This is a genomic window from Buchnera aphidicola (Phyllaphis fagi) (assembly GCF_964058955.1).
GTDB lineage: Bacteria > Pseudomonadota > Gammaproteobacteria > Enterobacterales > Enterobacteriaceae > Buchnera_L > Buchnera_L aphidicola_AI.
This window is the reverse complement of sequence record NZ_OZ060370.1, coordinates 46,604-70,174: the sequence shown is the minus strand read 5'-3', so window position 1 is coordinate 70,174 and position 23,571 is coordinate 46,604. Positions and strand designations below refer to the sequence as shown.

Here is a 23,571-nt window from a genome sequence, read left to right as displayed (position 1 = left end):
TTACTCCATCATTTTTTCGATAGGTAATACTAAAATCGAACTAGCTCCTAAAGCTTTTAATCTTTCCATAGTTTCCCAAAATAATGTTTCACTACTAACCATATGCATTGCTACTTTATTAGTTTCTCCTGCTAATTTGGATATTGTAGGATGCTCTGCTCCATGTAATAAAGATATTACTTCATTTAATTTAGACGATGGAGCATGTAACATAATATATTTAGATTCTCGTGCTTTTATTACACCATCAATACGAGTGATCAGTTTATTAATAAGTATTATTTTATTGTTTGAAATATTTCCAAATCTTGATATTAAACAAGCACGAGAAGAATAAATCACTTCTACTTCCTGTAATCCATTTTCCTCTAAAGTGGCACCAGTAGAAATTAAATCACATATAGCATCAGATAAACCAGCAACAGGTGCAACTTCTACAGAACCATTTAATATAAAAAAATTAAATTTTATACCTTGATCATCAAAATACTTTTTTAGTAAAAAGGGATAAGAAGTTGCAATACAAGAATTTTTAAAACTTTGTATTCCAATATACTTTTGATTACAAGGTATAGAAAGAGATAAACGGCAAATACCAAAATCTAAATGTTTAAGTATAGTATAAAAAAATTTTTCCGATCGTGATTTACGTTTTAATTTTTCTTCCTGTAAAACATTTTCACCTACAATACCTAAATCTACTACTTTATCCATTACTAAACCCGGAATATCATCATCTCTAACTCTCATAATATCAATTGGCATATTTTCAGCAAAAGAAATTAATTGTTGTTTTTTTAAATTAATTTTAATACCACATTGTATTAATAATTGTAAAGAATCTTGACTTAATCGACCTGTTTTTTGCATAGCAATACGTAATCTATTTTTATTTAACATTACATAACCTAAATATTATTACTAAGATATTTATAATAACTATAATTAACATATATATAAAATAAATAATTTATGCCATTATATGTAGTAAACTGTATATAAATTTAATAAAATACATTTTACATACACCTAAAAAATATAATTTTTATCAATTCTATCAATTAAAATGTATGTAAATTTAAATATATTCAATCATATAAAATTATTGCAATATCAAATCAATACAACTTAAAACATATATTTATTTTTCTGTAATACATATTTCATCAACACAGATAAAGTAGTATTATATCCAAATAATTTTGGAACTTGGTAAAAAGCTATAACATCAGGATGTTTAGATAACCAAATCGGAATTTGATATTTTAAAATATTTTTACCATGACCATGTATTATAGAACAACACGATAATTGTTTTTTATGACATATAAATATTAATTTACTTAATTCTCTTTGAGCATGATTCTGATTTAAACCATGTAAATCCAAATAGATATCAGAAATATATTTCCTATTTTTTAATTTCTGCAACTCAGGATAAAATAATTGACTCTTTATATAAGAAACTGGATTACTTTGAATAGAATTATAAGAAGTATTATAATTAAAAAAGTAAATATTCATATCTTGTTGATGCATTATTTTTTTTATATAATATTTTTTTCTGTTTAATTCATAAGATTTATTATGAAAGATAGTATCTTGTTTCATTTTACGTATTTTTTGAAAACATTCATAAAAAGATAAATTATCTTTGGAACAAAAAATTCTATTTTTTTTCATAAATTATTCACACCAAAATAATATTTATTCTTGAATTCTATAAAATAATAGTCTTATAATATTAAATCATATTCTAAAAATGTCCAATACTTATTTTAAAATTAAGTATATAATTTTATTTTAACGTAATTATTATAAGAGGAAATATGGCTGGTAACACAATTGGAAAAATTTTTCGTGTTCATACATTTGGTGAATCACATGGATTAAAATTAGGTTGTATTATTGATGGAATGCCACCAGGAATTAAAATAAATCACCAAGACATACAAAAAGAATTAGATCGTAGAAAACCAGGTTCTTCACAATATACAACACAAAGACGAGAACCAGATAAAATAAAAATTCTATCTGGAATTTTTGAAGGTGTAACAACTGGAACTAGTATAGGTTTAACTGTTAAAAATACTGATCAAAGATCACAAGATTATAATAATATTAAAAATATATTCCGTCCAGGTCATGCTGATTATACATATCAAATGAAATATGGCATACGAGATTATCGAGGAGGTGGACGATCTTCTGCTCGAGAAACAGTAATGAGAGTAGCGGCTGGAGCCATTGCTAAAAAATATTTAAAAGATACATATAACATAAATATTCAAGGGTATTTATCACAATTAGGATCTATTATATGCCAATTTCAATCATGGGATCAAGTTAATAAAAATCCATTCTTTTGTCCTAATATACATGATATAGACCATTTAAAACAAAAAATTAAATATTTAAAAAAAACTGGTAATTCTATCGGTTCTTCAGTTACAATAATATCAGAAAATATTCCTATAGGGTTAGGTGAACCAGTTTTTGATAGACTTGATGCAGATTTAGCGCATGCTCTAATGAGTATTAATGCAGTAAAAGGAGTAGAAATAGGTGATGGATTTTCTGTAATACAACAATTAGGTAGCGAAAGTCGTGATGAAATGTATTTGCAAGGTTTTAAAAGTAATCATGCAGGAGGTATACTTGGTGGTATTAGTACTGGAGAAAATATTATTGCAAGAATTGCAATAAAACCAACTTCCAGTATCAATATACCAATTAATACAATTACAAACGATAAAAAAACAGAAACAACTATTCAAGTTAAAGGACGTCATGACCCTTGCTTAGGTATTAGGGCAGTACCTATAGCAGAAGCAATGGTATCAATTATTTTAATGGATCATATATTACGTTTTCAAGCACAATGTGGAAAATTAAAAACATATTAAATTTATAAAAAACATATTGAATAACTCATTAATAAACTAGAATTTTTATTAAAAAAAAATTTTTATATTTAAATAATTCACAATTTTATTATAAAATAATATGAAAATTTAATATATTTTAAATAATAACAACTTATTAATATAATAATTTTATAAACATAACATGTAAGTAAATAATATAAAAATATTATATTTAGATAGTTTTTAATAATATTAAAAACTAAAAAATTGATTCTATATGAATTTAAAGATATAAAATCAATTTTTTTAGGAGATTAAAATGTTTAAAGGCAGTATTGTTGCATTAATTACACCTATGAATAAAGAAGGTCATATTTGTAAAAATAGTTTAAAAAACCTTATTCAATATCATATTAAAAATAAAACAACAGCTATTGTTTCTGTTGGAACAACCGGAGAATCAGCTACTCTTAATCAAAAAGAACATATTAATACAGTATTACTCACATTAGAATTATCAGAAGGGAAAATACCAGTCATAGCTGGAACAGGTGCTAATTCAACATCAGAAGCAATTACATTAACAAAAAAATTTGAAAATTCAGGAATTGGTGGTTGTTTAACCGTAGTACCATATTATAATAAACCCACACAAAAAGGATTATATCAACATTTTAAAGCAATTTCAGAAAGTACAAATATTCCACAAATTTTATATAATGTACCTAGTCGAACTGGTTGTGATATGCTACCAGAAACAGTAATTAAATTATCAAAACTCCAAAATATTATAGGAATTAAAGAAGCTACTGGAGATCTTTCAAGAATACACAAAATTAAACAATATGTAAGTAAGAATTTTCTCTTAATTAGCGGTGATGATGCAACTGCTTTAGATTTTATACAACTTGGAGGTCAAGGTGTAATTTCTGTTACAGCTAATATAGCTGCAAAAGATATGTCTAATATGTGTTCTTTAGCATTAAAAAAAGATTTTATAAATGCTAGAATAATTAATAAAAAATTAATGCTAATACATGAATCTTTATTTTTAGAACCTAATCCTATACCTATTAAATGGGCTGCATGGAAGTTAGGAATGATCCAGAATAATTATTTAAGATTACCATTAACCTCTTTATCTGATACTAATAAAAATATGTTATATTTAGCTTTAAAAAAAGCAAATATGATACATTAAAATTATTATATATTTAAATATATTAATCATCCATGTATTTAAATGCAATATTATTAATTTTAGCAGAGTATCATATTTGATACTCTGAATATAAATATAAATAATTTTCTAAACTAATATTTTTCTCATAATATCTTCATAAATAGAACTGAGTATTTGTAAATCTTGTATTTTTACACATTCATTCACTGCATGAATAGTATTATTTAGTAATCCTAATTCAATTAATTCAAAAGCAATATCTGTAATAAAACGACCATCAGATGTTCCTCCTGAAGTTGATAACTTTGTATGAACATTATTAAATTTCTTAATAGAATTCATAACTAATTTAATTAAATGAGAGGATTTAGTTAAAAACGGTTTACCAGATAATCTCCATTTCAACGTATATTTTATATTATACATTGACAATAATTGTTTTAATTTATTTTGAATATCTTGAATTGAAATATCTGTTCCAAATCGAAAATTTAACTGAATGTGTAATTCTTCTGGAATTATATTATCACGACCTAATCCAGAATGTATATTAGAAATTTGCATACTAGTAGGTAAAAAATCTTTATTACCATTACTCCATTGATATTCAGTAAGAGATTTTAAAAAAGGTGCAGCATGATGTATCGCATTCTTTGCTAATTCAGGATACGCTATATGACCTTGCAATCCATAAATAAATAAATCTAAATTTAACGAACCTCTTCTTCCAGGTTTAATCATATCACCAAGAATTTTATTACTTGTAGGTTCACCTATAATACAAAAATTAATATGTTCATGTATTAATTTTAAATATTCTATAATACGTATTGTACCATTTGTAGCGCTAGATTCTTCATCAGATGTAATTAAAAATGATAATCTTCCAGAATGATGAGGAAAGCAAGCAACAAATCTTTCTGCTGCTATTACCATAGCAGCTATTGATCCCTTCATATCTGATGCACCCCGACCAAATAAATATCCATTTTTTACAGTAGGTAAAAAAGGAGCACAATACCATAATTTTTCATTACCAGGCGGTACAACATCAGTATGTCCTGCAAAAGATAATGTAATTCCATTCCCACGATAAGCCCATAAATTATCTGTTTTTTTATTTTTTAAAAATGAAATGTTAAAGCCAATTTTAGATAATCTATTAGCAATGATATTTTGACAACCTAAATCTAAAGGACTGATAGAAGGAACAGAAATTAATTGTTTTGCTAAATTAAGAATAGGGCAACAATTCATATTTTTATTCTCATTGAAATCACAATAAATTTACTAATCTACAAAATTATAATTATCTTCAAATAATTTTGAAAGACTAAAGTTATAATTTTTGAATTAAATTATTTTTAACATACTATTCAATAAATTTTTGGATTTTTTAACTATATGATCTACTGTAAAACCAAACATATTAAATAACTTGTCAGATGGAGCAGATTCTCCAAAACTATCTATTCCTATAACAAGACCATGTAATCCAACATATTTATACCAACAATCAGATTTTCCTGCTTCTATAGCAACACGACATCGTACTGAACGAGGTAATACTAATTCTTGATACGCATTTTCTTGATTTTCGAAAATATCAATAGATGGCATAGATACTACTCGAACACCATATCCCATTCGTGTAATTTGATTTGCAACTAACATTGTTAATTTTAATTCAGATCCAGTAGATATTAAAATTATATCAATTGTTTCTTTAGAATCTTTTAGTATATACCCACCTCTAGATATATCTTTTATCTGATTAGATGTGCGTTGTAATTGATATAAATTTTGACGTGATAATATTAAAGCCGTTGGGCCTTTATATCTTTCTATAGCATGTTTCCAAGCAATAACTGTCTCTAAAGTATCACTAGGTCTCCAAACACTCATATTTGGTATAGATCTTAAATGAGATAATTGTTCAATAGGTTGATGAGTTGGACCATCTTCTCCTAAACCAATAGAATCATGAGTATATATTAAAATATGTCTTGTTTTCATTAATGCAGACATACGTATAGCATTTTTTGCATAATCTGAAAATACTAAAAATGTTGCTGTATAAGGAATAAAACCTCCATGTTGTGATATGCCATTACCAATAGCAGTCATTCCAAATTCACGAACCCCATAATGAATATAATTTCCAGATTTATTATCTTTAATAGAACAAGAACCTGACCATTTCGTTAAATTACTAGGTGCTAAATCTGCTGATCCACCTAATAATTCTGGTAATAATGTCCCTAAAAATTCTAATACATGTTGAGATGATTGACGTGTAGCTATATTAAAATTACTATTTTTACTTTTTTCAATTAACTTATTTATTTGAGTAGACCAATTAATCGGTAATATACCAGACATACGTCTTATGTATTCTCTTGATAAATCAGGATGATCTATTTGATATTTAGAAAATAATGTATTCCATTCTTTTTCTAATTTTTTCCCCATATCTCGAGCATCCCATTTTTTATAAATATTATCAGGAATATAAAAAGGTGGATATTTCCAATGTAATGCTTCTCGAGATAAATTAATTTCTTCTTCCCCTAAAGGAGAACCATGAACATCAGATGTACCTGATTTATTAGGTGATCCAAAACCAATAATTGTATTACAAATAATTATAGATGGTTTATCAGAAACTTTTTGAGCAAGTTGAATAGCTTTAAAAATATCATTTGCATCATGACCATCTATTGAATCAACTACATGCCAATTATATGCTAAAAATCGTTGAGCAGTATTATCATTATACCAATTACATACATTACCATCAATAGAAATACCATTATTATCATAAAATACAATTAATTTTCCTAATTGTAAAGAACCAGCTAATGAACATACTTCATGTGAAATTCCTTCCATTAAACATCCATCACCTACAAATACCCAAGTATAATGATCTACAATATCATAATTTAAACGATTAAAATAAGCTGAAAGTACCCGTTCAGCAATAGCCATTCCAACCGCTGAAGCTAGTCCTTGACCTAATGGACCAGTTGTAATTTCAACCCCAGGAGTACATTCAACTTCTGGATGACCAGGAGTTTTAGAATATAATTGTCTAAAATCTTTTATATCATCTATAGATATATCATAACCTGTTAAATGTAATACACTATATAATAACATTGATGCATGCCCATTAGATAAAATAAATCGATCACGATTATCCCAATAAGGATTACAAGGATTATGTTTTAAAAAACTTCTCCATAATACTTCAATTATATCTGCCATACCCATTGGCGCCCCTGGATGTCCAGATTTTGCTCTTTGTATAGCATCTATACTTAACATTCGTACAGCATTGGCTAATTTTTTACGTGAACACATATTAAAACTCCTTTAATAATAAAAAAAATAAGTAAATGTTTTTATATCATAGAATCTAATATCTTTTCTAATTTTTCTTGATCTTGACTAAACTGATTAATTCCATGTGATAATTTTTCTACAGCCATTAAATCTTGATTATGCTGTAATCTAAAATCGGATTCACTTAAAGGAATAGGTTTTTCTAAAATACATTCTGTTGGAAATAAATTTCTATTTACTATTTCAGTTGAATTTTGTAACTCTTCTAAAAATATAGGAGAAATAGTTAAATAATCACAACCTGATAAAGCTAAAATTTGTTGCACATTACGAAAGCTAGCACCCATAATAATAGTTTGATAATTATATTGTTTATAATATGAATATATTTTTTTTAGTGATAACACCCCAGGATCATCATTAACATTACATTTTTTAAAATATTGACGTTCATAATACCAATCATAAATTCTACCAACAAAAGGAGAAATTAAAAATACTTCAGATTCTGCACATATTTTAGCTTGAGCAAGAGAAAATAATAAAGTTAAATTACAATTAATATTATTTTTTTTTAATTCTTTTGCTGCTTGAACACATTCCCAAGTAGAAGCTAATTTAATTAATACTTTTGAACGATCAATACCTTCTGCTTCATACATATTAATAATTTTATGCGCTTTTTGAATACAAAGATCCTGATTAAACGATAACCTAGCATCAATTTCACTAGAAACTGTTCCGGGAATATAATTTAAAATTTCTTTACCAATATTTACTAATACTTTATCACTAGCATTAATAATTTTTTCTTTTCTAGAACCTCCCTTTTTTTTTGCATATATAATAGAATCAATAATTAATTTTTTATAATCTGGTAAATCAATGATTTGTAAAATTAAAGATGGATTTGTTGTTGCATTTTTCGGTTTATATTTACGAATCATATTAATATTCCCGCTATCTGCAACAACTGTTGTAAATTGTTTTAATTGTGATAATTGATTCATTTTTTATCCTATATAATAATCTTTTTTAATATATTAATGAATATTCATAATATATCAACTAAAATCTTTTTAACACCGTATATAAAATTAATAAAATATAAAATATTTACATAACTATAAATATTCTATACCTATAAACATTTAACAATATCATACGCATCTTAAAAATTATAAAATATATTTAATTAATAATAACTAAAAATAAATATTATAGATAATAATATAAATATACAAAATGATGTCTTATATCTTTGTAATAAAATTATAAACTTCATTATAAATCATACTATATTTACAGTTATAACATATTATCAAATTAAAATAAATATTTTTAATAATATATCAATATAAAAAATAGAAATATCATTTATCAATGAGCAGTTCATACTTACTAAAAATTTTTACGATACTAAATATAAAAAATAATTAATTATTTTATTAATATAATATATTACAATTTAGTATCATATAGTTCAAATAGATAAAATTCAATATTTTATTTAAATTATAATTACAATATCTAAAAATAAAATATATCTTAATAATATACATGTATATTATTAAATACTAACATAACATCATTAAATAATACAATGAAAAATAAATATACAGGAACACTTTATATCGTTCCCACTCCAATTGGTAATTTAGAAGATATTACTATTAGAGCAATTAATACTTTAAAATATGTAGATTTAATAGCTTCAGAAGATACTAGAAATACAAAATTTTTATTAAAAACATTTAACATTCATACTTCTATGATATCATTTTGTAAATACAATGAAAAAGAAAAAACTAAAAAAATTATTATTATATTAAAAAAAAAAACATTGCTTTAGTATCAAATGCGGGAACACCAATTATTAATGATCCTGGATACCAATTAGTTAAACAATGTCATAAAAAAAATATTCGAATTATACCACTTCCAGGAGCATGTTCAGCTATTACAGCATTAAGTGTATCAGGATTACCAAGTAATCAATTTTGTTATGAAGGTTTTTTACCTAAAAAAAAAACAATAAAAATAAATTTTCTAAAAACATTAAAAACAGAAACTAGAACTACAATATTATATGAATCATGTCATCGTATTTTACAAAGTATCAAAGATATTGTTAAAATTTTAGGAATTAATAAAAATATTACTCTTATCAAAGAAATAACAAAAAAATGGGAAACAATTAAATATGGTAAATCTACAGATATATTATTGTGGTTAAAAAAAAATAAATTAAGACAAAAAGGAGAAATAATAATCATACTACAAGGTTACACAAAAAAAAATATTCATCCATTTTCTTCACATGTATTAAATACATTATCAATATTAACTACTAAATTACCAATGAAACAATCAGTACAATTAACTGCATCCATACATAAAATAAATAAAAATAACTTGTATAAATATGTTATTAATAAAATTAAGAATGACAAAAAATAAAAAATATATTATTATTAATAAATAAAGTTGATCAAACAGTCGCTGATTAATAAAATTAAACAGAGGAAAGTCCGGGCTCCATAGAGCAAGGCGCCAGATAATTTCTGGGAAGTATAAATACTTACGACCAGTGCAACAGAAAAAATACCGCTTTAAATATATTATTTATTTTGATAATAAATAAAATAAAAAAGTAAGGGTGAAAAGGAGTGTTAAGAGCACACCGCATATCTTAGTAATAAATATGGCATTGCAAACTCCGCCTGGAGTAAGGTTGAATAGGATAAAAATACGGCTCGTATTATAAAATCTGGGTAAACCGCTTGAACCATAAAGTAATTTTTTGGTCTAGATAAATGACTGTTTTATACAGAACCCGGCTTATCGATCAACTTTATGTAAAATGTATTGATTAAATTTTTATAGATAAAATATTGTAAATTGAATAATTATTTATAATCTATTTATATTTTTAATAAATTATAACATTATATTTTTAAATCTAGAAAATTAATTATATGTATATCTATAAATATCTAAAATATCTAAAATATCTAAAATAAAAAATATTTAAATTTAATATTTTCATTTTATTTTATCTAACTATTGAAAATCAAACAAACTATTCTATAAAATATTTAAATATTAAGTAAAGTAATAAACTATTACTAATATTGTTTAAAATCATTACATTAAAATTTATTTTATAACAATTTAAAATAGAATATATAATATTTATTACACTTTATAAAAAATACTTTTAGTTTATGAAATAATCATATATATCATACTGTTATTATATAATTATTATAGATTCAACTTTTCCATATATAAATTATAAAACATTTAATTATATATATTATGTACAATAAATTTTAGATGTAAAAACACTACTACTTAAAAATGATACATTTCAAAATTATTTTAAATCATATTTATATATCTTATGTCTTAAATATTTATTGATAGTATTTTTTGTTATTTAATGATATTATACCTTTATAATAGGATAAGTAAATATCATTAAAATATTTAATGAATTTAATATATCTGTTCATATAATTAGTAAGATTATAGAAAATAATATGAATTTAAAATATGTTCCATCTGGAAATAATATCCCAAACGATATTTATGTAATTATTGAAATACCTCTTAATTCACATTCAATAAAATACGAAATTAAAAAAAAATCAGAAGTATTATATGTAGATCGGTTTATACCTACTTCTATGGTTTACCCATGTAACTATGGATATATTAACCATACATTATCTAATGATGGCGATCCATTAGATGTTTTAATACCCATTACATATTCTTTACAACCAAAATGTGTTATTAAATGTAGACCAATTGGAATATTAAAAATGATTGATGAATCAGGGGAAGATTCTAAGATTATTGCTGTACCACATGAAGATATTTGTAAAGATTATAATGATATAGTAGATATTCATGATTTATCTAATATTACAAAAAAAAAAATTATTCATTTTTTTGAACATTATAAAGATTTAGAAAATGAAAAATGGATAAAAATTATTGGACTAGAAAATATAGAATCCGCTAAAAAAGAAATTATGTTTTCGATAAAAAATGCTTTAAAAAATAAAACTTAATTCTGTCAGTCTAATATAAAATTATATATACTTCATAATGATATAACTCATAAATATATTCAAATTAAACAAGGATAACAATGTCTAAAAAATGCAGTATAACACAAAAAAAACCAATGTTTGGAAATAATAGATCACATGCAATGAATGCAACTAAAAAGAAATTTTCCCCGAATTTACAATATCATCGATTTTGGATACCTAGTAAGAAAAAATTTATTAGATTACGAGTATCTATACAAGGAATGAGAATTATTGATAAAAAAGGAATTGAAACAGTACTAAAAATATTGCATAAAAAAAGGATAAATAATGTCTAAAACTACAAGAGAAACAATTAAACTTATATCTTCTTCGGGAACTAAACACTTTTATACTACTACAAAAAATAAACGTTCTAAACCAGAAAAAATAACATTAAAAAAATATGATCCTATCATACGAAAACATGTTTTATATAAAGAAATAAAAATTAAGTGAATATTATTATATTATAAATTAAAAATTTTATTAATAATCTTAATTTATCATACATCATAAAATTGGAGCTAAGCGGATTTGAACCGCTACCTTTTATATGCCATACAAATATTCTACCAAATTAAAATATAGCCCCTTAATCTTCAATATAATAAATATAAAATATCAATAATTCATATCAGTAATCTATTATTTATCAGAATAATACAGTAATTTTTTTATTCTTTTTAAAGATTCTTTTTTACCAATAATATCCATAATTATACTGATACTGGGTGAGTTGTTTGTTCCAGTCATAAATATACGTAATGGCATACATATTTGCTGAATAGATAACTGAAATTGTAAAGATATTGTTTTAATTAATATCATAATATTCTTATCATTCCAATATTTCATATCAAATAATTTATTATAAATTACTGTAAATATTGATTTATAATTAATAAATAAATATTTATTTATTAATTTTTTATCAATGTATTTTATATCATAAAAAAAAAATTGAGATTTTAAAACTATTTCTTTTAATGTTTTACATCGTTTCCTAAAAATTTCTATTATTCTCTTTAATTTTACTTCATCTTCACAAAATATTTTTGATTTATATAAATGCTTCTTAAAATAATTTATTAAATCATTATTAATTGGTAAAGTATTAAGATAATGATAATTAAACCATAAAAGTTTTTTAATATTTAAAGTACTAGAAGATTTATTAATTGTTTGTAAAGAAAATAATTTTTTCATTTCTTCTAAGTAAAAAAATTCTTTATTACCATAAGACCAACCTAATTTTAATAAATAATTTAAAATTGATTCTTTTAAAAATCCTTCTTTTTTATATGCTAAAATACTAGAAGAATTCTTTCTTTTAGAAAGATTATTTTTATTATTATCAACTACCATAGAAACATGAGCATAAGTAGGAATCTTTGCATTTAAAGATTTTAAAATATTAATTTGTCTTGGCGTATTATTAATATGATCTTCTCCTCGAATAACATGAGTAATATTCATATCTAAATCATCAATTATTGCACAAAAATTGTATGTTGGCATACCATTTTGACGTTGAATAATTAAATCATCTAATTCTATATTATTAAATATAATTTTACCTCTTATCTGATCATGAAACATTACTGTTCCATGATTAGGGTTTTTAAACCGTACAACATAATCATTATTAATATATTTATTTGAAAACATATTTCTACATTTTTGATCATATCTAGGTTTTTCACCTTTTAATATTTGCAGTAATCGAATTTTTTTAAGTCTATTCATAGAACAATAACATTTATATGCAGCACCTATTTTTAACATTTTATTAATATTCTTTTTATATAAAAATAACCGTTTACTTTGAAAATATGGGCCTTCATCCCAATCAATACCTAACCATTTTAATGTTTTCAAAATATTTTTTACAAATAAAGGATTTGACCTTTTTATATCAGTATCTTCAATTCTAAGAATAAAAGTTCCATTAAAACGTTTAGCAAAAAGCCATGAATAAAGCGCTGTACGCATACTTCCAATATGTAAATATCCAGTAGAACTAGGAGCAAATCGAGTTCGAATTTCCATATATTTCCTTGTATTATATTTTTAATTAAAATGTTTTAAATTTTTAAATTTAAAAATAAATATTTTATAAAAAAAAGATTGACTATTTTTTTTTTGATCGATAGAATGTAATTTGTCTTTCAGTTTTATAAGATATCTATAAAAATAGAAGGTGATTAGCTCAGTTGGTAGAGCGCCTCCTTTACACGGAGGAAGTCGGCGGTTCAAGTCCGTCATCACCTATTTTATAAACTCACCTTATTTCACCATAATAAAGGGTCGTTAGCTCAGTCGGTAGAGCAGTTGACTTTTAATCAATTGGTCGCAGGTTCGAATCCCGCACGACCCACATATATATTAAATCTCAAACGTAATTATAAAATACACTATATATCATATGACTCTTATTATGCTATTATTAAATTTAAATATATTAAAAATCATCATATATAAATATATATACATAAAATCATTATAATAATATTAATCTAGTATACTTTAAAAATAAAATTTATTTTATTGCATACTATCTATTTTACCATACATTTATATAATATAAATATTAATACATTTCATATTTTAATGTTCCATAATGTATAATATTTAAAATATTCATATCAATATATAAGATATAATAAATTGTAAATAAATGCACTATATAATATTATTGTTTAAACATATATACATTTCTAATAAAAATAAAATATTTAAAATTATATTAATAAAATAATTTATTTTACATCTATAATATACTTATTATCATGTTCAACAATCAAACTTATCAATATAATCCATGAATATAAATACAATATAAACTATTTTATAATTATTATATATTACTATGTAATTAAACGATATACTTCCAATATTAAAGTATATTCTACATTTATTATACATTATGTATAACGTATAAAATAAATATACTATAAATAATAAATAGTATTAAAACAGAAAAAATATTTTATATAAAATAAAAATTTTTTATAATATACTACTTATAACTATAAATATGAAATAAATAAAATCATAACTTACATTTTAAAATTACAATTTATTATGCATAAATAATAGACAAAAATACAAACAAATTTTATCTAATAAAAATATAATTTAATATATACAAAATTATACATATTAATTTAAATTATAAAAAAAATAATTTCATTTTACTTAAATAGGATTAACATGCTTCAAAAAACTATTAAAATTACTACAAAAAATGGATTCCATATTAGACCATCAGCACAATTTGTAAGTATTGCTCAAAAATTTATATCTGAAATTACTATTACATATAATGGAAAAACTATTAATGCAAAAAGTTTATTTAAATTACAAACATTAGGATTAATAGAAAATTCTATCATTATTTTATCGGCTTCAGGGACAGATGAAAAAGAAGCAATTCAATCTTTAACTAAAACCATTAAAGAACTAAAATAAATTATAAAAATTTGTATAACTTTTATATAAAATTAATTATTTAACTGTAAAAATACTTTTATATATAAATAAAAGGTAATATTATGATTTCAGGAATTTTAGCATCACCGGGAATCGCTTTTGGAAAAGCACTTTTATTGCAAGAAGAACCCATTATTATTTATAAAAAAAAAATTCTTCCCATTAATATTCATAAAGAAATTAATAAATTCTATCATGCTAAAAATCAAACAATACAACAACTAGAAAAAATAAAAAATAAATCAAATAATTTTTTTAAAAACCAAGAAGAAAATATCTTTACAAGTCATATTATGATACTTGAAGATAAAGAATTAGAAAAAGAAATTATCTCATCCATCACAGAAAACCTTAATACTGCTGAAAATGCTGTAGAATTAATGATTTCTGAACAAATTAAAAATTTAAATAACATTAAAGATGAATATCTAAAAAATAGAATAATAGATATTAGAGATATTGGAAATCGTCTTTTAAAAAATATACTTAATATTCATACAATGAATTTTAAAATAATTAAAGAAAAAGTAATATTAATTGCACGTGATTTAACACCTTCTGAAATAGCGCAAATGAATTTTAAATACATACTTGGGTTTATTACAGAACTAGGTGGATCAACCGCACATACTGCGATTATGGCTAGATCATTAGAAATTCCTGCTATAGTCGGTGCTACCAATAGTACAAATCAAATCAAAAATAACGATTTCATTATTCTTGATGGAATAAATAACAAAATTATTATAAATCCAAATCAAGAAACTATTAAAAAAATACAAAAAATTCAAATAGAATATTATTTTCAAAAAAAACAATTAAATAAAATAAGAAATTTACCATCCATTACTATAGATAACCATGAAGTTGAAATAAGCGCAAATATTGGAAATATAAATGATATAACTAACGCAAAAAAATATGGTGCTAAATCTATTGGATTATATCGCACAGAATTCTTATTTATGGAACGATCACAGTTACCTTCAGAAGAAGAACAATTTCTAGCATATAAAGAAGTAGCTCAAAAAATGCATAATAAACCCGTTACAATAAGAACTATGGATATTGGTGGAGATAAAGAAATTCCATATATGAATTTTCCAAAAGAAGAAAATCCTTTTTTAGGTTGGAGAGCTATTAGAATTAGTTTAGATAAAAAAGAAATTTTACATACTCAATTAAAAGCTATTTTAAGAGCATCACAATTTGGAAAATTAAGAATATTATTTCCTATGATTATTTCTTTAGAAGAAATTCAATCTTTAAAAAAAGAAATCCAAAAAATAAAAATAGAACTTAACCAAAAAAAAATAATATTTGATACAAATATTCCAATAGGAATTATGATTGAAACACCAGCAGCTGCTATTATTGCTAAATTTTTAATTCAAGAGGTTGATTTTTTTAGTATTGGAACAAATGATTTAACACAATATACTTTAGCTGTAGATCGTGGTAATGATGTAATATCAAAACTCTATAATCCATTTAGTCCATCAGTCCTATATTTAATTCAAAAAATTATTAACGTATCTCATCAATATGGAAAATGGACAGGTATGTGTGGAGAATTAGCAGGAAATGAACAAGCTACAATTTTATTATTAGGTATGGGATTAGATGAATTTAGTATGAATCCTGCATTTATTCCTAAAATTAAAAATATTATTCGAAAAGTAAAATTACATGATGCAAAAAAATTAGCAAAAAAAGTATTACAACAATCCACAATTCAAAATGTAACAAAATTAATTAACAATTTCATGACATAAAAATAATATCTAAACAATTGTATAATATATTACTAAGGATACATTGTGAATTTATTTTATAAATTATTTCAAAACAGAACATCACAAGAAACTGATATTATTGCACCAATATCAGGAAAAATAATGAGTATTACAACAGTTCCAGATGAAGTATTCTCAAAAAAAATTGTTGGTGATGGAATAGCGATTCAACCATCTGGAAATAAAATAGTTGCACCTGTCGAAGGTACAATTGGTACTATTTTTAAAACTATGCATGCTTTTTCAATTATTACAAAAAATGAAATTGAAATTTTTGTACATTTTGGGATTGATACTATTTTACTGAAAGGAAAAGGATTTAAAAAAATTGCAAATGAAAACCAAAAAGTTAATGTAGGAGATACTATTATTGAATATGATTTAGATTTTTTAACTAAAAAATCTAAATCGGTTTTAACACCTATAATTATATCGAATGTTAATCAAATTAAAAAAATAAAAAAATATTCAGGTCAAGCAATTGCAGGAAAAACAGTAATTATGAAAATCATTAAATAAATAATATATACTATCCAACATAACGGTGCTTTTATGTGCCGTTTAATAATCAAAATTATTTAATATATAATAAATATTTAAATTTTTAATACTATTAACATAACTAAATATTCTATAGAATAATATATTATATATTGAATAAATCATTAATATAATTATAATATTATGATAAAATATGTATATGATATTATTCATAATCAAGATATTTAATATATTATATACTTAGGTTTATATTTATGAATTATTTATTATCACAATTTGGAAATTATAAAACAAGAATACAAATTGCAATACATTCTTTAAAAACTCATAATGGAGTCATAATAACAGATGATGAACATCGAGAGAATGAAGGAGATTTAGTTTTTTCATGTGAACATATAACTGTCGAACAAATGGCTTTAATGATTAGATACGGTAGTGGTATTGTATGCTTATGTATTACAGAAGCAAAAAGAAAAAAATTAAATTTACCTATGATGGTCAAAAATAATACTAGCACCTACAGTACAGGATTTACAATTAGTATTGAAGCATCACATGGAGTATCTACTGGAGTATCTGCAAAAGATCGATTAAAAACAATTCAAACATCTATTTCAAATACAGCTAAATCATCTGATTTTAATAAACCAGGTCATGTATTTCCTTTATGTGCACATAAGGAAGGAATATTATCTAGATCAGGTCATACAGAAGCATCTATTGAATTAATGATGTTAGCTGGATTTAAACCGATGAGTGTCATTTGTGAATTAACTAATAAAGATGGTAGTATGTCACGAATAACTGAAATAATAAAATTCTCTAAAATACATAATATTCCTATATTAACTATAAAAGATTTAACATTACATTTAAAGCAATAAATATATAAATAAATTATTTTATTGTAAAATTAAATTTTTATATTATTAATTAACCATTTTGGATGAATAAAAATATCTAATATTTTAGAATATTTATTTTTAAAATAAATAAATCCAACATACGCAATCATAGCAGCATTATCTGTACAAAAATCTGGTCTAGAAATAAATAATTCTCCATGATATTTTTGAATCATGAAACCTAATTTTTTAATTAATTTTTGATTAGCACTTACTCCTCCAGAAACAACTAATCTTTTTAAACCTGTTTGTTCAAGTGCAATTTTACATTTATATATTAAAGTATTTATGATAGTATCTTCAAAACTAAGAGCAATATTATATAAAGATTGCATATTATTAGCATTTTTATTGATAAGATTTAAAGTAAAAGTTTTTAATCCTGAAAAACTAAAATTTAAATTATTATGATATTGCATTAGTTTGGGAAATAAAAATTTGTGAGATATTCCATTTTTTGAAAATTTAGATAATGCTAATCCTCCAGGATAACCTAAATGTAATGATTTAGAGATTTTATCAAAAGTTTCTCCTATAGCATCATCTAAAGTTTCACCTAATAATTTATATTTATTCATTTGATATGCATAAATTAATTGAGTGTGTTTTCCTGAAATTAATAAACCAAGAAAAGGAAATGGAATAGAATCACCATCAATCATAGGAGATAATAAATGTCCTTCCATATGATGTACTGGAATAGTAGGAATATTACAAGAAAATGCTAAAGCACAACTTAATGCAGCCCCAACAAGTAATGTTCCAGGTAAACCTGGACCTGCAGTATATGCAATACCATCTATATTATGTAAAGATATTTTTTTTTTATTTAAAGTATATTTAATTAATGATGCTAATGTATTAATGTGTTCTCTAGATGCTAATTCTGGAACAACACCACCTTTTACAGTATGTGTATGAGATTGACTACATAATTCATTAACTAATAAACCACATGTACTATCATAAATTGCAACTCCAGTATCGTCAAATGATGTTTCAATACCTAATATACGCATATTTTATATCCATACTTTAGAAATTAAATAAATTTCTAAAAATGATATAATAAATATAATATAATTAATAACATAATTAATTATATTGATTGAAATATTATGATAATTCAGATAATATAAAATAAAATAATTATTTTAAAGGAAAATATATGCCTGTAATTAAAGTTCGTGACAATGAACCATTTGATGTAGCTTTAAGACGTTTTAAACGATCCTGTGAAAAAGCTGGAATACTTTCAGAAATGAGAAGAAGAGAATTTTATGAAAAACCAACTACAGAGCGAAAACGAGCAAAAGCATCTGCAATAAAAAGACTTGCTAAAAAATTGTCTCGAGAAAATGCAAAACGAATACGCATGTACTAAATTAATCTTATAATTTTAAATAATGTATAATTATAAATTAAATTATATTAAAATATTAATAACAATCATTACCTGTTTAAATTAAAATGATATAAATAATATATGAATTATTTTATACCAAAAGATTTTATTAATACCATATTAGAACAAACTAATATTATAGATTTAATTAGTACACGTATTAAATTAAAACAATACGGAAATAATTATAATGCTATTTGTCCTTTTCATAGTGAAAAGCAACCATCATTTACAATAAATCATGAAAAACAGTATTTTTATTGTTTTGGTTGTAATATACATGGTAATGCTATTGATTTTTTAATGAAGTATGATCAATTAACATTTACAGAAAGTATTGAAGAGCTTGCTTATATTAATGGATTAACAATACCTATTAACAATTGTAATGAATATAACAAAAAAATAAATAAAAAATTTCAATTATATAAAAGTATACAAGAAGTATCGAAAATATACCAAACTAATATAAAAGCTGATAAAAATTCATCTATACAAATATACTTAAAAAAAAGAAAAATTAATAAAAAAATGATTGATTATTTTAATATTGGATTTTCTCAAAATACATTAAATTTATTGAGGAATAAAAATTTAAATAATAAAGATTACATTTCTAATTTGATTTTATGTGGTATTCTTATTCAATCACAACAAGGTTATACATATGATCGATTTCAAGGTCGAATAATATTTCCAATTAAAGATAAATATGGAAGAATTATTGGATTTGGGGGAAGATCGTTAGATGATAAAATTCCAAAATATATAAATTCCCCTAAAACAGAAATATTTGATAAAGGAAAACAATTATATGGTATTTATGAGACTCAAAAAAAATATCCAAAACCAAAATATTTATTAGTAGTTGAAGGATATTTTGATGTTATATCACTAACACAATTTAATATAAAATATGTAGTATCTTCATTAGGTACATCAACAACAACACAACAAATACAAATTCTTTTTAAAATTACTAAAAAAATTATTTATTGTTATGATGGAGATATAGCTGGTCAAATAGCGGCATGGAAAACATTAAAAAAAACGCTACCATTTATACATGATGGATATAGTGTAAAATTTATATTTTTACCTATTAATGAAGATCCAGATAGTATTATTCATAAAGAAGGAAGAATAAATTTTAAAAAACGTATTAAAACAGCAATTCATATGTTAGATTTTTTTTTAAACACTTTAATAAAAAAAGTAAATTTATGTTCTATACATGGTAAAATAAAATTATTAAACTTATCAAGACCATTAATTAATAAAATACCAAGTATATTAACAAAAATATATTTTCGTAGAGCAATAGGATTAAAAATAGATATTATCGATGAAAATCAATTACAAAAAATATTTCATACAAATAAAACATTAGATAATAAAAATCATAATATAATAATTAAAAAAACTAATATGCGTATTTTAATAAGTTTAATTATACAAAATCCTAAACTTTCTTATATTGTTCCTGATAATATAAAAAAAATAAAATATAATACCATAGCTGGATTGTCTTTATTTATTAAAATATTTGAAACATGTAATAAATATAAAAATTTAAATACAGGACAATTAATTGAATTATATAGAGATCAAAAAATAATTTTTAATATTATCAATAAATTAGCATATTGGAATAATATGATCAGTAAAAATAATATAAAAAAAGTTTTTTTAGATTTAATTAATAAAATATATAATATTAATTTAGAAAACAAATACCAAAAATTAATTTATAAAGATCATGTTACAGGATTAAATAAAAAAGAAAAATACAAGTTATGGAAAATTAATAAAATTTTGTCAAAAAAAAATTAAAAAATATAAAAATTTTTTATATTATATTATTTTCATGAAATATTTATAAATATTATAAATATTTAAATACATAAACCTTATATTATTTTTATAATTAATTAAATAGTTCATTGAACTTATTTACACGAATTATGGATACTATTTCTCATGAAACAAAACCCTCAATTAAAAATTAAAATACTTATTGCACATGGTAAAAAACGTGGATATCTTACATATTCTGAAATTCATAGTCATTTACCTAAAAATATTATTCAATCTGAACAAATGGAAAATATTATTCAAATGATTAGCGATATGGGTATTCGAATAATAGAAGATAAAAAAGAAAGTAGTAATTCTAAAAAAAATAAAAATAAAAGTACTCATGCGTATACAAATATAGTTGAATCAGAGGAACAAGATGTAATACTATTTAACGATATAGAACTTGGTCGTACAACGGATCCTGTGCGTATGTACATGCGTGAAATGGGTACAGTAGATTTATTGACCAGAGAAGGTGAAATTAAAATAGCAAAAAGAATTGAAGAAGGAATTGATCAAATTCAATCTTCTATTTCTGAGTATCCCGCAACTATAGAGCATTTATTTAAAGAATATAATCGTATCAAAACTGGTCAAATAAAATTATCTGATATAATCACTGGATTTGTAGATCATGACAATATAAATATTAAATATAACAATTCCTCCAATAATATTCATGAAGATAAGAAGGTAATTAATAAAAGTAATAAAAATAAAAGACAAGCAAGTAAAAAAAAACATACAGAATATACATCTAAAAATCATAAAACAAATAAAACAATTAATCTTCAAGATATCCATGAAGATGATGAAAATGAGTATAATATAGATCCAGAATTAGCAAAACAAAAATTTTTAGAGCTTAAAATACAATTTGATAAAACAAATGCTATTATACGTAAAAAAAATAGAAATCATAAAAAAGCTATAATAGAAATTGAAAAATTAACATCAAAATTTAAAGAATTTAAATTAGTGCCTAAACAATTTGAATTTCTTATTAATCATGTTCGTAAAATTATTACACGAGTTCGTAAACAAGAACGTTTAATTATGAAAATATGTATCGAACAATGTCAAATACCTAAAAAAACATTTATTAGTCTTTTCATTGGAAATGAAACGAGTAAACGTTGGATTTATAAAGCTGAAAAAATTGATAAATTATGGTTAAAACAATTAAGAAAAGTTAAGAAGGCTATTTTTCTAATGATAAAAAAATTAGTACATATAGAGCAAGAAACAGGACTAACCATAAATCATATAAAAGATATTAATAAAAGAATGTCAATAGGAGAAGCAAAATCAAAAAGAGCAAAAAAAGAAATGGTAGAAGCAAATTTAAGATTAGTAATTTCAATAGCTAAAAAATACACTAATCGAGGATTACAATTCCTGGATTTAATACAAGAAGGCAATATTGGATTAATGAAAGCAGTAGATAAATTTGAATATCGTAGAGGATATAAATTCTCCACTTATGCAACATGGTGGATTAGACAAGCCATTACGAGATCTATTGCAGATCAAGCAAGAACTATTCGGATTCCAGTTCATATGATTGAAACAATTAATAAATTAAATCGTATTTCTAGACAAATATTACAAGAAATTGGGAGAGAACCTACACCAGAAGAATTGTCGGTTCGAATGTTTATTCCAGAAGAAAAAATCAGAAAAATTTTAAAAATAGCAAAAGAACCAATATCTATGGAAACTCCGATAGGAGATGATGAAGATTCATATTTAGGGGATTTTATAGAAGATAATAATTTAGAATTACCTTTAGATTCTGCAACATCTGAAAATTTACGAACAGCTACATATAATATTTTGTCTGGATTAACTCCACGAGAAGCAAAAGTATTAAGAATGAGATTTGGAATTGATATGCATACTGATCATACCTTAGAAGAAGTTGGAAAACAATTTGATGTTACCAGAGAAAGAATACGTCAAATTGAAGCAAAAGCTTTACGAAAATTAAGACATCCTAGTAGGTCAGAAATATTAAAACATTTCTTAGATGATTAATATAATAGAATAATATTTTAATGTAATATAAATTGTAAATAAAATATTTAAAACAAATTTATTTTTTT

The 23,571-nt window shown here is 23.1% G+C and carries 21 protein-coding genes, 3 tRNA genes and 1 other RNA gene; 17 read left to right on the top strand and 8 right to left on the bottom strand.

Going from position 1 to position 23,571, the window contains the following annotated elements; translation table 11 throughout:
* Nucleotides 1-900 (bottom strand): ATP phosphoribosyltransferase, encoded by a 900-nt coding sequence (gene hisG, locus AB4W56_RS00335; protein ID WP_367675862.1) that lies wholly within the window; start codon nucleotides 898-900, stop codon nucleotides 1-3.
* 228 nt (nucleotides 901-1,128) lie between these two features.
* A complete protein-coding gene (gene smrB, locus AB4W56_RS00330) occupies nucleotides 1,129-1,683 on the bottom strand; it encodes an endonuclease SmrB (RefSeq protein ID WP_367675861.1) in 555 nt (184 codons plus the stop codon).
* Nucleotides 1,684-1,829: 146 nt separating this feature from the next.
* Here smrB and aroC point away from each other — a divergent pair, with 146 nt between their 5' ends.
* Nucleotides 1,830-2,906, top strand: coding sequence for a chorismate synthase (aroC, locus tag AB4W56_RS00325; protein WP_367675860.1), 1,077 nt, complete (start codon nucleotides 1,830-1,832; stop codon nucleotides 2,904-2,906).
* A 280-nt stretch (nucleotides 2,907-3,186) separates the two neighbouring features.
* Nucleotides 3,187-4,068 carry a 4-hydroxy-tetrahydrodipicolinate synthase gene (gene dapA, locus AB4W56_RS00320; RefSeq protein ID WP_367675859.1) on the top strand — a complete coding sequence of 294 codons (882 nt, stop codon included), beginning with the start codon at nucleotides 3,187-3,189 and terminating at the stop codon, nucleotides 4,066-4,068.
* A 108-nt stretch (nucleotides 4,069-4,176) separates the two neighbouring features.
* On the opposite strand, the gene dapE is transcribed toward dapA, so the two are convergent.
* The 3 genes from dapE to tal form a co-directional block, all read right to left on the bottom strand.
* Entirely contained in the window at nucleotides 4,177-5,307 is a 1,131-nt protein-coding gene (gene dapE, locus AB4W56_RS00315) for a succinyl-diaminopimelate desuccinylase (protein ID WP_367675858.1), read from the bottom strand.
* A gap of 96 nt (nucleotides 5,308-5,403) precedes the next feature.
* Nucleotides 5,404-7,416 carry a transketolase gene (gene tkt / locus AB4W56_RS00310; RefSeq protein ID WP_367675857.1) on the bottom strand — a complete coding sequence of 671 codons (2,013 nt, stop codon included), beginning with the start codon at nucleotides 7,414-7,416 and terminating at the stop codon, nucleotides 5,404-5,406.
* Between the two features lie 41 nt (nucleotides 7,417-7,457).
* Nucleotides 7,458-8,408, bottom strand: coding sequence for a transaldolase (tal, locus tag AB4W56_RS00305; protein ID WP_367675856.1), 951 nt, complete (start codon nucleotides 8,406-8,408; stop codon nucleotides 7,458-7,460).
* 593 nt (nucleotides 8,409-9,001) lie between these two features.
* Here tal and AB4W56_RS00300 point away from each other — a divergent pair.
* The 6 genes from AB4W56_RS00300 (at nucleotide 9,002) to rpmG (ending at nucleotide 11,960) form a co-directional block, all read left to right on the top strand.
* Nucleotides 9,002-9,250 carry an SAM-dependent methyltransferase gene (locus tag AB4W56_RS00300; protein ID WP_367675855.1) on the top strand — a complete coding sequence of 83 codons (249 nt, stop codon included), beginning with the start codon at nucleotides 9,002-9,004 and terminating at the stop codon, nucleotides 9,248-9,250.
* Nucleotides 9,226-9,858: a 16S rRNA (cytidine(1402)-2'-O)-methyltransferase gene (rsmI, locus tag AB4W56_RS00295; protein WP_367675969.1), complete on the top strand. Its 633-nt coding sequence runs from the start codon at nucleotides 9,226-9,228 to the stop codon at nucleotides 9,856-9,858. The genes AB4W56_RS00300 and rsmI overlap by 25 nt, the downstream gene beginning before the upstream one ends.
* A gap of 23 nt (nucleotides 9,859-9,881) precedes the next feature.
* Nucleotides 9,882-10,258: RNase P RNA component class A (rnpB, locus tag AB4W56_RS00290), an RNA gene on the top strand.
* Between the two features lie 685 nt (nucleotides 10,259-10,943).
* Complete coding sequence (ppa, locus tag AB4W56_RS00285; RefSeq protein ID WP_367675854.1) at nucleotides 10,944-11,480, top strand: inorganic diphosphatase; 537 nt, start codon at nucleotides 10,944-10,946, stop codon at nucleotides 11,478-11,480.
* An 80-nt stretch (nucleotides 11,481-11,560) separates the two neighbouring features.
* Nucleotides 11,561-11,800 (top strand): 50S ribosomal protein L28, encoded by a 240-nt coding sequence (rpmB, locus tag AB4W56_RS00280; RefSeq protein WP_367675853.1) that lies wholly within the window; start codon nucleotides 11,561-11,563, stop codon nucleotides 11,798-11,800.
* Complete coding sequence (gene rpmG, locus AB4W56_RS00275; RefSeq protein WP_367675852.1) at nucleotides 11,793-11,960, top strand: 50S ribosomal protein L33; 168 nt, start codon at nucleotides 11,793-11,795, stop codon at nucleotides 11,958-11,960. Before rpmB ends, rpmG begins: the two co-directional genes overlap by 8 nt.
* A 63-nt stretch (nucleotides 11,961-12,023) precedes the next feature.
* Here the strand turns inward: rpmG and AB4W56_RS00270 are convergent.
* A tRNA-Ala gene (locus AB4W56_RS00270) sits at nucleotides 12,024-12,096 on the bottom strand.
* 53 nt (nucleotides 12,097-12,149) lie between these two features.
* On the bottom strand, nucleotides 12,150-13,553 hold the full coding sequence (gene gltX / locus AB4W56_RS00265; protein WP_367675851.1) for a glutamate--tRNA ligase: 1,404 nt from the start codon (nucleotides 13,551-13,553) through the stop codon (nucleotides 12,150-12,152).
* A 149-nt stretch (nucleotides 13,554-13,702) separates the two neighbouring features.
* On the opposite strand from gltX, the gene AB4W56_RS00260 reads away from it, so the two are divergent.
* The 6 genes from AB4W56_RS00260 (at nucleotide 13,703) to ribB (ending at nucleotide 18,180) form a co-directional block, all read left to right on the top strand.
* Nucleotides 13,703-13,775: transfer RNA gene (locus tag AB4W56_RS00260), tRNA-Val, on the top strand.
* A gap of 33 nt (nucleotides 13,776-13,808) precedes the next feature.
* Nucleotides 13,809-13,881: transfer RNA gene (locus tag AB4W56_RS00255), tRNA-Lys, on the top strand.
* An 836-nt stretch (nucleotides 13,882-14,717) separates the two neighbouring features.
* Nucleotides 14,718-14,975 (top strand): HPr family phosphocarrier protein, encoded by a 258-nt coding sequence (locus AB4W56_RS00250; protein WP_367675850.1) that lies wholly within the window; start codon nucleotides 14,718-14,720, stop codon nucleotides 14,973-14,975.
* An 83-nt stretch (nucleotides 14,976-15,058) separates the two neighbouring features.
* A complete protein-coding gene (gene ptsI / locus AB4W56_RS00245; protein WP_367675849.1) occupies nucleotides 15,059-16,771 on the top strand; it encodes a phosphoenolpyruvate-protein phosphotransferase PtsI in 1,713 nt (570 codons plus the stop codon).
* 45 nt (nucleotides 16,772-16,816) lie between these two features.
* Nucleotides 16,817-17,311: a PTS glucose transporter subunit IIA gene (gene crr, locus AB4W56_RS00240; protein ID WP_367675848.1), complete on the top strand. Its 495-nt coding sequence runs from the start codon at nucleotides 16,817-16,819 to the stop codon at nucleotides 17,309-17,311.
* 236 nt (nucleotides 17,312-17,547) lie between these two features.
* On the top strand, nucleotides 17,548-18,180 hold the full coding sequence (gene ribB, locus AB4W56_RS00235) for a 3,4-dihydroxy-2-butanone-4-phosphate synthase (RefSeq protein WP_367675847.1): 633 nt from the start codon (nucleotides 17,548-17,550) through the stop codon (nucleotides 18,178-18,180).
* Between the two features lie 29 nt (nucleotides 18,181-18,209).
* Here the strand turns inward: ribB and tsaD are convergent, their stop codons facing one another.
* Nucleotides 18,210-19,220 carry a tRNA (adenosine(37)-N6)-threonylcarbamoyltransferase complex transferase subunit TsaD gene (gene tsaD, locus AB4W56_RS00230; protein ID WP_367675846.1) on the bottom strand — a complete coding sequence of 337 codons (1,011 nt, stop codon included), beginning with the start codon at nucleotides 19,218-19,220 and terminating at the stop codon, nucleotides 18,210-18,212.
* A 149-nt stretch (nucleotides 19,221-19,369) separates the two neighbouring features.
* Between tsaD and rpsU the strand changes: the two genes are divergently transcribed.
* The 3 genes from rpsU (at nucleotide 19,370) to rpoD (ending at nucleotide 23,503) form a co-directional block, all read left to right on the top strand.
* Nucleotides 19,370-19,585: a 30S ribosomal protein S21 gene (gene rpsU / locus AB4W56_RS00225; protein WP_367675845.1), complete on the top strand. Its 216-nt coding sequence runs from the start codon at nucleotides 19,370-19,372 to the stop codon at nucleotides 19,583-19,585.
* Nucleotides 19,586-19,687: 102 nt separating this feature from the next.
* The gene (gene dnaG / locus AB4W56_RS00220; protein ID WP_367675844.1) at nucleotides 19,688-21,439 is read left to right on the top strand and encodes a DNA primase; all 1,752 of its coding nucleotides are present in this window, start codon (nucleotides 19,688-19,690) and stop codon (nucleotides 21,437-21,439) included.
* Nucleotides 21,440-21,586: 147 nt separating this feature from the next.
* The gene (rpoD, locus tag AB4W56_RS00215) at nucleotides 21,587-23,503 is read left to right on the top strand and encodes an RNA polymerase sigma factor RpoD (RefSeq protein WP_367675843.1); all 1,917 of its coding nucleotides are present in this window, start codon (nucleotides 21,587-21,589) and stop codon (nucleotides 23,501-23,503) included.
* Nucleotides 23,504-23,571 lie beyond the last annotated feature (68 nt).

Bases quoted from the DNA above. Each gene is read 5' to 3' on its own strand.
- tsaD (WP_367675846.1), bottom strand. From the start codon at position 19,220: ATGCGTATATTAGGTATTGAAACATCATTTGACGATACTGGAGTTGCA.
- rpoD (WP_367675843.1), top strand. From the start codon at position 21,587: ATGAAACAAAACCCTCAATTAAAAATTAAAATACTTATTGCACATGGT.
- tal (WP_367675856.1), bottom strand. From the start codon at position 8,408: ATGAATCAATTATCACAATTAAAACAATTTACAACAGTTGTTGCAGAT.
- smrB (WP_367675861.1), bottom strand. From the start codon at position 1,683: ATGAAAAAAAATAGAATTTTTTGTTCCAAAGATAATTTATCTTTTTAT.
- ribB (WP_367675847.1), top strand. From the start codon at position 17,548: ATGAATTATTTATTATCACAATTTGGAAATTATAAAACAAGAATACAA.
- gltX (WP_367675851.1), bottom strand. From the start codon at position 13,553: ATGGAAATTCGAACTCGATTTGCTCCTAGTTCTACTGGATATTTACAT.
- rpsU (WP_367675845.1), top strand. From the start codon at position 19,370: ATGCCTGTAATTAAAGTTCGTGACAATGAACCATTTGATGTAGCTTTA.
- tkt (WP_367675857.1), bottom strand. From the start codon at position 7,416: ATGTGTTCACGTAAAAAATTAGCCAATGCTGTACGAATGTTAAGTATA.
- aroC (WP_367675860.1), top strand. From the start codon at position 1,830: ATGGCTGGTAACACAATTGGAAAAATTTTTCGTGTTCATACATTTGGT.
- ptsI (WP_367675849.1), top strand. From the start codon at position 15,059: ATGATTTCAGGAATTTTAGCATCACCGGGAATCGCTTTTGGAAAAGCA.
- ppa (WP_367675854.1), top strand. From the start codon at position 10,944: ATGAATTTAAAATATGTTCCATCTGGAAATAATATCCCAAACGATATT.
- hisG (WP_367675862.1), bottom strand. From the start codon at position 900: ATGTTAAATAAAAATAGATTACGTATTGCTATGCAAAAAACAGGTCGA.
- rpmG (WP_367675852.1), top strand. From the start codon at position 11,793: ATGTCTAAAACTACAAGAGAAACAATTAAACTTATATCTTCTTCGGGA.
- dapE (WP_367675858.1), bottom strand. From the start codon at position 5,307: ATGAATTGTTGCCCTATTCTTAATTTAGCAAAACAATTAATTTCTGTT.
- rpmB (WP_367675853.1), top strand. From the start codon at position 11,561: ATGTCTAAAAAATGCAGTATAACACAAAAAAAACCAATGTTTGGAAAT.
- AB4W56_RS00250 (WP_367675850.1), top strand. From the start codon at position 14,718: ATGCTTCAAAAAACTATTAAAATTACTACAAAAAATGGATTCCATATT.
- dnaG (WP_367675844.1), top strand. From the start codon at position 19,688: ATGAATTATTTTATACCAAAAGATTTTATTAATACCATATTAGAACAA.
- AB4W56_RS00300 (WP_367675855.1), top strand. From the start codon at position 9,002: ATGAAAAATAAATATACAGGAACACTTTATATCGTTCCCACTCCAATT.
- dapA (WP_367675859.1), top strand. From the start codon at position 3,187: ATGTTTAAAGGCAGTATTGTTGCATTAATTACACCTATGAATAAAGAA.